The sequence below is a fragment of the Thermoactinomyces daqus genome, from assembly GCF_000763315.1.
GTDB lineage: Bacteria > Bacillota > Bacilli > Thermoactinomycetales > Thermoactinomycetaceae > Thermoactinomyces_A > Thermoactinomyces_A daqus.
The window spans coordinates 1-7,512 of record NZ_JPST01000081.1; the positions used below are offsets into that span (position 1 = coordinate 1).

Consider the following 7,512-nt stretch of genomic DNA (forward strand, 5'->3'; position numbering starts at 1 on the left):
CATTACAGGAATGCTCCTTTAGAGCTTCAACCATGCCAAACCCTTGTGAACCATAAGAGCCGATCCCCGCCTCATAGATCACTTGTTGCATCTTCACCGGGGCCTCTACTTCCAATGGAACAAGATATCCCTTGATATTTTTATCCTTAAAACGGGTTAATACAGCCGCTTTACCCAGTTGGAATTTTTCGGGGCGGTAAAGTTGAATGTGTATCTCCTCCCCTTCCGGAAACTCTTCCTGCCAGCGCAGGTAGTACCAATTCTTTAATGAATTTCGCATACTGTCGTAAAAACGGCTATCCAAGGGATGGCTAAAGACGATTTGGTTATTTTTTTGTATCGGGATCACAATTGGGCTTAACGCTTTGTAGACCATGGTTTCGCTAAAAGATACAGGGGGCAGGAAACAGGTCTCCTGTAATGGGAACTTGAATTCAAACAGATCCAAATGCCCATTTGCCCATGCACCTTCAACAAACCGGTGAACGATCTCTGGCATGATCGAATCGATCTGAAAAGAAAGCGTACCTTTCACTTTCATGACCGAATCCAAGTTCACTCTTGAAGCGAAGTTGCACCGGGAAAAAACAAACGGTTTGTATCTTCTTCCTTTGTATTTCAAACCAGTGTTATGCAACCATTCGGACAGTTCAGGTGCGGCTTGCTTAATGCAACGATAGATATAACCGCTTATGTAGTAGCTCAGATCATAAGGCAACAGGATTTCTTTCGCTAAATGAAATTTCACTTCAACACGCATTTGAAAGAACGTCACCCCTTTCTTCTGTCGTAGAAATTATAATGTTGTTCTTTAAGGAGATTAATTCAAAATAATATTTTCTAATAAATCTATCAACTGCCGTTTTTATTTATCTTTCTGTATTTTATTCTAAAATCCTATTTTCACTTGCTTTTTCTGTGAACCTCCCGGGGATTTTGCACGATTGGAGGTTCACAGACTCTTTCCACTTTAGTTATAATGAAAAATAATTGATATTACTGATGTTCACACACGGGTTTAGTTGCATCCATACTGGGATTGAAACTCGGTCATTGACTTGGTATGTTGGGTTTGTGTAATCGTTTAGTTGCATCCATATTGGTATTGAAACACTACGATGATGATCAGACACGAAGAGATGAGCCACGTGTTGAATCGATATCAGGATTAAAAAGGCATCCGTACCTTATTATTCCAAATATATCAAAAGAATAAGACAGATATTCTTACGTGGCTGATTTCGCCCCGGCCAATCTAACAAACCAGGGTATTGCGCCCTGGACTCTTCATTCAGCCTCTTGGTTGATCATTAAGTGTCCAAGTATACCAAAGCTGCTCGTTTATTTCCGTTGTAGAACGGATGAACTTGTACAAGTGATTGCACTAATGCTCCATCATTCCTTGTATGATTGCGAATATTTCGACTTGAATGTCGTTCGTACAGCTACAGGGAACAGGCGATCATCAAACATGCCCCCGCTTGCTCTCCTTCCCCGAAATCTCACAAAAAGACCAGGGAAACAGATCACCCCTGGTCTTTTTATCATGCAAGAATCTGCATAACTATAATGCAATCTCTGTTTTACTTGATCTTCTGCCTAGAGAAGGTCTTGCATGCACCGATATTTCAGTTATGTACATAGAGATCTTACGATCAAGCGTGATCGTTCATAATCTTGGTCACACTCTATTTCACCCTAAAAGGCAAATCTGAGCAGCAATCCAATCAGCCCCTCGTCGGGTGCCTGTTTTCTTTAATAATACCTGTTTGTCGGTTGTACATAACGCACTTTATAGTGATCCAGATTATCCAGATCAACCTTCGTTAAATCTCCCGATATATCGTATCTTTCCAACAGATATTTATATTGACGTTCCGAATCAGACGTTATTTCCGGGTAATGCTTTAGTTCGTCAGTATAAACAAATACCTGTATCGAAGCATTATGAAAGGTTTTCTTTAGCTCTCTCAAAAGATTACTTATATCTTCCGGTGCCTTTCCTCCATGCTGATAAACTTCCAAAACCAAATTCAGCGTAAAATGCTCCCCTTTCTTGCTACTTAAGACATGATAGAAAGAGGGGATGTCCTTCCCATACTTCTGGCCAATATTCCCTTCCAAATCGTCATAATCAATCTTCTCTGTGTCTATACTCCTCAAGCTCACATTCTTCTCCAGCAATTTCTGTATATCTGGCTGCACTTGATTTAACCATATCGTCTGTACATAATCATCTCTAAACTCACCGGGAGGGTCATAAATAACCGTTATTTTGGTGCCATCCTGTACTGCACCTTTTATCTGATAATAAGCCCCAAAGATTTCATCTTTCCATACTTCATCTACCCTAAATGCCTTATGATATGTTTTCTCTACATAATCCATAGCCAATTTTCCTACTCTTTTCTCTTCTGAAGGGCTCATCTTCGAAAGATCCACATACTGCTTCTCTTCCATTTCATATTCTGAGTTAGAAGAACAAGCTATCAAAAAGCTGCAAACAAGTACCATAACAACCAACATTACACCCAACTTCTTATATAATCCCATCACAGTTTACTCCAACCTCGTCTTATCTTGATAACTTTGCGGATCTAAAGTCTGTAAGTACCAAAATGTGGTCTCCACATCATAAGAAACCTTATCCATAGAAATCGTATATGAGTTCTTCCCATACTCAACATTCAATCTAAACAACTTGAGTTGATCTTCAGTTATCCCTTTGGCCAGGAGCTTTTTCTTCAGACTTACCAAGGTTTCCGCTTCTTGCCTCCACCGTTCCGGGGTTAAGGGATGCTTTGGTGCCGCATCCATCTTATTCACATTCCCATTCTTGGTTACATAGATTCCTACATCTTCAACCCAGTGATCCAGCTCATCTCTATAAGATGGAAATGTCTTAGGGTCTTTGAACGGAGTGCCTTTATTGAAAACCTCGATAGATACCTGATCCCGAGTGCTCAAGCCCATTGCCAGTTCTACATCTCTGGATAAGTCATCATCTGCCTGACTATCCCAAACTCGCTCAAGATAATCGTCGTTACAAAACTTGTCTTTAATCCCATAAAAGACTGTAAACGTCACTCTCGGGTAGTCTTTATCGTAGGGAGTAACACTCACATGAAGACTGTCGCACGGCCCCGCCTCAGAGCATTTGGGTCTCTCAATCTCTTCAAACATAACATCTTTGATCCCATACTTCTTGCTCAAGTAATTCGAGACATCATGTTTCACGACATCTGGATCGTAGGGCGGAATCCAGATCTGGACACAAGAATAAACCAGGAATGAAATTAGTGAAGCAGATGCCAGAGCAGGTAGTAACAAGAGCATAAACTTTTTCTTCTTAGACAATTTCTATCCTCTCTTTCCTTATTAAATATAACTTCTCAGTAAAGATATAACTTACACCCCCGGAAAAGAATCCCGGACGATTCAGGAAATCGACTAGGCTGGGTATATCATATCGGATCCGGCACTGAAATTGCCTCCAACATCGGACAAATCAGCCGGATCCATTAATAGTATTGGTTTGATCATCGTTAGTCAGCAATGCCAGGATCTTCTTCATTACTCCATCCCATGATACCAGCCAAAAGCTGAAGTTTACCGGGAGTACCATTTTGCTTTCATCCCTGCCGGAGATGTATTTACTGATTCGTCAAAACCGTTTGCTATGTACTCCCTGCTTCAATTCTCTTACCAAAGAATTGATCCTCGAAGATGTCGTATTGCCGGATTTTCGCAGGCAGTTTCAATCCTCCTGCTTGAGGTGTATTGATTGAGACGGCGTTCGCTGAAACCTTCAACGTCTTTATCTCCCTCCGGGTCTTTCCGAACATCTCCTCGATTCGGCTGAGTTTCGGGCTTTGTTGACTGGATTACCTCCGACCTAAAAGTCAGATCCCCCTTTGTTTTTGCGGACTTTGGAGTTTCCGAACACCCCTCGGGTCTTTTTCGAAGCTTCCGGTGTTCGCAAATGCCGAAATACGCAAATCTTCTTTTATACGAAGATCATTTTTTCGAATATAAATTTTTTCATATTTTTATCTTCAATTATAGGTTATCTATCTTATATTTTTCAACATAACCTGCTACCGATTGATAGGCTGGGGCTGATTGGCCGATTTTCTGACAGAACCCGGCGGTACATTCCCCCCTTTACTTTCACGCAGCGTCAACGTTTATGATGAAACGGGAGGGATCTCCGTGAGAAGAATGCAGATCAAGGAGATGGCGGAGCGGCTGGGAATCACGCCACACGCCATCCGCTACTACGAGGAAAAGGGTCTGATCGCGCCACCCAAAGAACCGGACAACCGATACCGCACCTTTAGTGAGGAGGAGGCATGGCGTCTGCAAACGATCGTGACGTTGCGCCGCATCGGCATGCCGGTAAGTGAGATCAAAAAAGTGCTGGCGGAGGTGGACCGCGGCCACGAACATGTCGTCACACGCTACCTGGAACTGCAACGGGCCGCCACATTCACCGAGTGGGTTCGACTCAAACATCAATTAGAGATCATTGAGCAGATGATTCAAAACGGGGAACAAAACAGCGCCCCTTCCTGGGATGATTGGTACCGTCTTACACGCCATTGGCAAGAGCGGGAACAATGGAGGTTAAAGTGGCGAGACCTTTGGGCGTTTGATCAGCAGGCGGAAACGTTTGACCAGCGTGTGGAGCGAAATGATCCGCTGGACCTGTATGCGGAGTATGACCACGCCTTGCAAACGCTGACCGAGTGGATTGATGCCCGTCCGGAGGAAACCGGCTTGGATCTGGGAGCGGGAACAGGCAATCTAGCCGGACGGTTTTTCGCAAACGGAATCCGGATGGCCGCCGTGGAACAGTCGGCGGAAATGCTGAGACGCTGCCGGGAGAAATTTCCCGCAATGACGACCAAACTGGGCAATTTTTTAGCCATCCCCTTTTCTGATGATGCTTTCGACTTTATCGTCACCAGCTTTGCATTTCATCACTTGCGCGAGGAACAAAAACCGCTGGCACTGGAGGAGATGCACCGGGTTTTGAGTCCGGGTGGCAGAATCGGTATTGTCGATTGGATGATCGAGAGCAACGAGACGTTTCACGCCTGGTAAGAGAAGATCCGCCGGGCAGGCAGAACGGATGTGCTGAAGGAGATGGCGTCGGAATACTATGTTCACCTGGAATGGCTGTGCCAATGGTGGATATCCCGGGGATATGACGTTCAATACCGGTCGTTGACACCCATGTTGCACGTATGGATGGCGAGACCGCGCGACGATGTGAGGAGGATACCATGAAAATTTTTATTAAGGATCCGTTGATTTTAGATTATAAGGATCAGGAAAAACAATTTCATCCATATCGAGCCAATATCGTTATCGAAGATGATCAAATTGCCGATATCACCAACGATCTTCCCGCTGATTTGTCTGTTTTTGATGAAATCATTCATGCGTCTCATTGCGTGGCGCTACCGGGATTGATTAATGCGCACAACCATTCCCCCATGAGTTTACTGCGCTCCTTCAGCGATGATTTGCGGCTGATGGAATGGCTCAACCGAAAAATGTTGCCTGCCGAAGCAAACATGAATCAGGAGGATATTTATTGGGGGGCGTTATTGGGAATTGCCGAGATGATTAAATCGGGAACCACCGCTTATGCGGACATGTATATACATATGGATCAAATTGCCCAAGCTGTACATGATTCCGGCATCAGGGCATCTTTGACCCGCGGTCTGGTGTTTCTCGATGATGATGGCGGACAGCGTTTGAGAGAGGGGATTGATTTGGTTAAATCCTGGTCCGGAAAAGCGGATGGCCGTATCACGACGATGATGGGCCCCCATGCTCCGTATACATGTCCCCCGGACCAATTGAAAGAAGTGATGGAGATTGCCAAAGAGCTACAGGTTCCGATTCACATCCATTTGGCGGAAACGCAGGAAGAGGCGGAAAAAATCAATCACAAATACGGAAAGAGCCCAACCGAATACCTATACGATTTAGGCTTGTTTGACGGTGATTATCATGTGCTCTTGGCCCATGCCGTTCACCTTGATGACCATGACATTGCATTATTGCAGAATATGAAAGGCGGCTTGGCACACAATCCTTTCAGCAATATGAAGTTGGGTTGTGGTATCGCCCCTGTTTATTCATTTTTGGAAAAAGGGATTTTGGTCGGATTGGGTACCGATGGTGCAGGAAGCGCCACTTCCCTCGATTTGTTCAAAGAAATGAAGATGGCATCCGGGCTACAGAAATTAGATCGGTTTGATCCCGCGATCATCGATGCACATACGATTCTCCAAATGGCCACGATAAATGGTTCTACACTCTTGCAAATGGATCATCAGGTTGGAAGGATTGAGGTTGGGAAGAAGGCTGACTTAATTCTGGTGAATATCCATCAACCACACTTGGTGCCGCATCATGATTTGGTCTCGCTGCTGGTATATTCCGCTTTCGGTCAAGATGTGGTGACAACGATTGTGAATGGAAAGATCCTGATGAAAAACAGAGAACTGTTGACGATTGACGAAGAGAGACTGTTGTACGAGGCGCATCAACGGGCAAAACGGATTGTGGAAGGAATTTAATGCTTAAATCAACAGAGGCAGAGCCAGCATCCGGCGACTCGGTTCTTTCCAATAAACAGAAATGTTTTTGGATTTTTCGACTTATATGCCCTAGGTTAGAGAAGCGATGGACGCCTCTTTTTTTGGCAAAGGCAGGCAACAATTCTCAAATATGGAGCCATTTTCCCTTCGTATCGGAAACAAACTGAACAAAAGTCTGTCAACCCCCGGGTTTTTACGGTGCTAGAAGTTGACAGACTTTTTTGTTTTAGTGACTAACGCAGTACGATGGTCTCCTGAAGTTTATTTATTGATTCGGTGTTACCAGAAGCAACGTCAGCCGATTCTCGACACGTTTCAATCCTCCTACCGGAGGTGTACTTGTTGATTCGGGGAGATTTGAAGGAGAAGGATGGAAGGGTAGTGTTTCAATCCTCCTACCGGAGGTGTACTTGTTGATTCAATAAAGCTAGTAAAGGAAAATGGAGAATGGAAAGGTTTCAATCCTCCTACCGGAGGTGTACTTGTTGATTCAGCGTTCACTGTACCCTTTGATTTTATTGAGTTTATATGCGATTTTCCGAACATCTCCCCGATTTGGACAAGTTTCGGGCTTTATTGATTGGATAACCTCCATCCAAAAAGTAGTGTTCCCTCTTATCTTATGCGGGCTTTGGCGTTTCCGAACACCCCCTGGGTCTTTTTCGAAGCTTCCGGTGTTCGCAAATGCCGGCGAAAATTTTTCATATTTTATCTTCAATTATAAGTAATCCATTTTGTTGTTTGCAATACAGCCTGGTAACTAGTTAGTGAGACGAACCGCCCATGTATACTCCAGGATTGATATATATGACAGCAGCAGGACAACCGGCACCTGTATTAGAAGAAATACAAGAGATTCACACTGTCTATACTAAAGGAGCATTCCTGTAAT

General features: G+C 44.1%; 6 protein-coding genes. 2 read left to right on the top strand and 4 right to left on the bottom strand.

Features of this window, described 5'->3' with window-relative positions:
* The 4 genes from cas6 to JG50_RS0117815 all read right to left on the bottom strand — a co-directional run.
* Positions 1 to 760: CRISPR-associated endoribonuclease Cas6 (cas6, locus tag JG50_RS0117805; protein ID WP_033102458.1), on the bottom strand; the 760-nt coding region annotated here is incomplete at its 3' end.
* 550 nt (positions 761 to 1,310) lie between these two features.
* Positions 1,311 to 1,385, bottom strand: a complete 75-nt coding sequence (locus JG50_RS21170; RefSeq protein ID WP_370589285.1) for a Fic family protein — start codon at positions 1,383 to 1,385, stop codon at positions 1,311 to 1,313.
* Positions 1,386 to 1,755: 370 nt separating this feature from the next.
* The gene (locus JG50_RS0117810; RefSeq protein WP_033102459.1) at positions 1,756 to 2,553 is read right to left on the bottom strand and encodes a hypothetical protein; all 798 of its coding nucleotides are present in this window, start codon (positions 2,551 to 2,553) and stop codon (positions 1,756 to 1,758) included.
* Positions 2,554 to 2,559: 6 nt separating this feature from the next.
* Positions 2,560 to 3,357 (bottom strand): hypothetical protein, encoded by a 798-nt coding sequence (locus JG50_RS0117815; RefSeq protein ID WP_033102460.1) that lies wholly within the window; start codon positions 3,355 to 3,357, stop codon positions 2,560 to 2,562.
* Positions 3,358 to 4,221: 864 nt separating this feature from the next.
* Here JG50_RS0117815 and JG50_RS18495 point away from each other — a divergent pair.
* Both JG50_RS18495 and JG50_RS0117825 read left to right on the top strand, forming a co-directional pair.
* On the top strand, positions 4,222 to 5,106 hold the full coding sequence (locus JG50_RS18495; protein WP_235281751.1) for a MerR family transcriptional regulator: 885 nt from the start codon (positions 4,222 to 4,224) through the stop codon (positions 5,104 to 5,106).
* Between the two features lie 182 nt (positions 5,107 to 5,288).
* Positions 5,289 to 6,599, top strand: coding sequence for an amidohydrolase (locus tag JG50_RS0117825; RefSeq protein WP_033102461.1), 1,311 nt, complete (start codon positions 5,289 to 5,291; stop codon positions 6,597 to 6,599).
* Positions 6,600 to 7,512: the final 913 nt, after the last annotated feature.

Coding starts and splice junctions, on each gene's coding strand:
- JG50_RS0117810 (WP_033102459.1), bottom strand. CDS start 2,553: ATGGGATTATATAAGAAGTTGGGTGTAATGTTGGTTGTTATGGTACTT.
- JG50_RS18495 (WP_235281751.1), top strand. CDS start 4,222: ATGCAGATCAAGGAGATGGCGGAGCGGCTGGGAATCACGCCACACGCC.
- JG50_RS0117825 (WP_033102461.1), top strand. CDS start 5,289: ATGAAAATTTTTATTAAGGATCCGTTGATTTTAGATTATAAGGATCAG.